This is a genomic window from Sphingopyxis sp. (assembly GCF_036402335.1).
Classification (GTDB): domain Bacteria; phylum Pseudomonadota; class Alphaproteobacteria; order Sphingomonadales; family Sphingomonadaceae; genus Sphingopyxis.
The window spans coordinates 1-2,051 of the sequence record NZ_DASWTD010000477.1 but is presented as its reverse complement, the minus strand read 5'-3'; the positions used below and the strand labels follow the sequence as shown (position 1 = coordinate 2,051).

The 2,051-nt window shown below is 63.0% G+C and carries 2 protein-coding genes and 1 pseudogene; all 3 read right to left on the bottom strand.

Annotated elements, in window-relative coordinates:
• Positions 1-353 (bottom strand): annotated as a pseudogene (locus tag VGD20_RS15595) (STN domain-containing protein); the annotation flags it as partial.
• Between the two features lie 183 nt (positions 354-536).
• Positions 537-1,523 carry a FecR family protein gene (locus VGD20_RS15590; RefSeq protein ID WP_331135326.1) on the bottom strand — a complete coding sequence of 329 codons (987 nt, stop codon included), beginning with the start codon at positions 1,521-1,523 and terminating at the stop codon, positions 537-539.
• Positions 1,513-2,051: RNA polymerase sigma factor (locus VGD20_RS15585; RefSeq protein WP_331135325.1), on the bottom strand; the 539-nt coding region annotated here is incomplete at its 5' end. The genes VGD20_RS15590 and VGD20_RS15585, both read right to left, overlap by 11 nt.

The following is a 2,051-nucleotide window of genomic DNA, read 5'->3' as shown; positions in this document are numbered from 1 at the left end:
AGCGAGGTTTTGCGCGCCGGCGTGCCGAGAAGCGCATAGCCCGTCGAGGTGCGGCGAAACCGCAGCCCGGTATCCGACAGCAACGCGCGCAGCGCCGCCTCTTCCTGCAGGCGTCCGCGAATACCCTTCGTTCGCTTGCCCGCGACCGCCGCGGGGTCGAACGCGACATCGATCCCGGTCTGGAGCGCAAACTGCCGGATCGCGTTGCCGAGATCTTGGGCACCTATCGAATAGACCCTGACTTTTTCGCTGGCCTGTGCGGCCACTGGATAAGTAAGCGCGCCGCTCGAAAGCAGGGCGCCCCCGGCGAGTAAAATGCCGCGAACCGATTTTCGCCCAGCGATATTCTGCATGGTCTCTCCCCGTTTTGTCCGCCGCGGGTCCCCGCGGTCGTCACCTCTCAAAGGCAGGGACGCGCCGCTTTTCTTTCCCCTCACCCGGGTTTGAAAAAAAAATTGCTATGACTAGCATTTTTTCAGGCGGTGTACGGAAAAGCGCGGAAACAGGCGATGCAGACGGTGAAAGGCGGGGCAGCGTCAGCGCTGGCCGAGCAGCGTTTCGTCCTCATTCTCGCGCTCGACCTCGATCGGCAATGCAACCGTCACGCTTTCGACAAAGGCCTGCGATCGCCCGACGTGGAAGACACCTGACACCTTGACGCGGCCCGTGGCCGCGTCGGCGAGCCGGATCGGCTTGCCGCCATAGCGATTGACCTCGGCGACTGCCTCGGCGAGCGGGGTGGCATCGAATATGAGCTTGCCCCGCCGCCAGGATTGCATGCGATCGGGCTCGGCTGCGACGATGCGAGGCGCCTTCGCCGGCGATATCAGCGCCTGTTGCCCCGGCCGCAGGATGATTTCGGCACCGCGCTTCCGGATCGCGACCGAGCCATGCGCGAGATAGACCTCGGTCCGCCGGCCGTCGCGGCGCACGTTGAACTCGGTTCCGAGCGCGCGTATCTCGTTGCCCTCGACCAGGACCCGAAAGGGCCGCGTCTTGTCGGGCGCAACGTCGAAATAGGCTTGTCCCGAACGAAGGCGCACGCGCCGCTCCCCCTCCTCCAACGCCACGTCGATGCGCGTCGCGGTATCGAGCGTGACGGTCGAGCCGTCGGCAAGCGTGACATTCCGCTGTTGTCCCGGGCGGGTCGAAAACTCGGTTCCGGCGGCCAGCCAGAACACACCCATCATCGCGGCAGCGGCAGCGGCGGTCCCGCCGAAAAACAACGACCTCCGCGAGAGGCGGTTCGCGTACGGGATCTCCGCATCCTCTTCGCGGCCCTTCTCCTGCGGGTCGCGGCCGAGGATCTGGCGCGCGACGGGATCGTCGGACAGCGCGCCAATCTGATCCCAAAGCGCCTTTTGCGCGTTGAACTGGGCCCGGTGCGCAGCATTTTCATCCAGCCATCGCGCGAGCGCCTCGTCATCCGCCCGGGTGCGCTGGTCGGAACCCATTCGCGCGACCCAATAAGCAGCCCGGGCCGCGACCAGCGACAAAAGATTGTTCCGGACGCTATCGGTCATCGCTCGACATTCTGGCATGCACATGTGCGATTGCGCGCATCATATGCTTTTCCACGCCGCTGACCGATATTCCAAACCGTGCAGCAATCTGTTGGTAACTGAATTTGTCGAGGCGGTTAAGCAAGAACATTTCTCGTGTACGTTCGGGCAGTTCGTCGAGCGTCGCTGACAAGCGCAACAACGCATCCTTTCCTTCAAAGACGCGCGCCGGCGTTAACTCCTCAGTCGGAACCTGGATATTTTCGAGCGGGACGTGATTGGTTTCCTGGCGGACCTTCCCCTTGCGCCACCGGTCGGTAAGCACCGAAGCCGCCACGACATAGATATAGGCATCGAGCCTTTCCAGGTTGGTGGAGCCGCGGGAATAGAGGCGAGCGAAACATTCCTGGGTACAGTCTTCCGCGGCCGCGTGATCGAGGCCCCTTTTCCGGAACCAGCGCATCACCGGCTGCCGATAGCGAACGTAAACAGATTGAAACTCAGGGAACAGCTGCCTTGACTCCCTCCACCCAAGAATCGCGTTGGTTG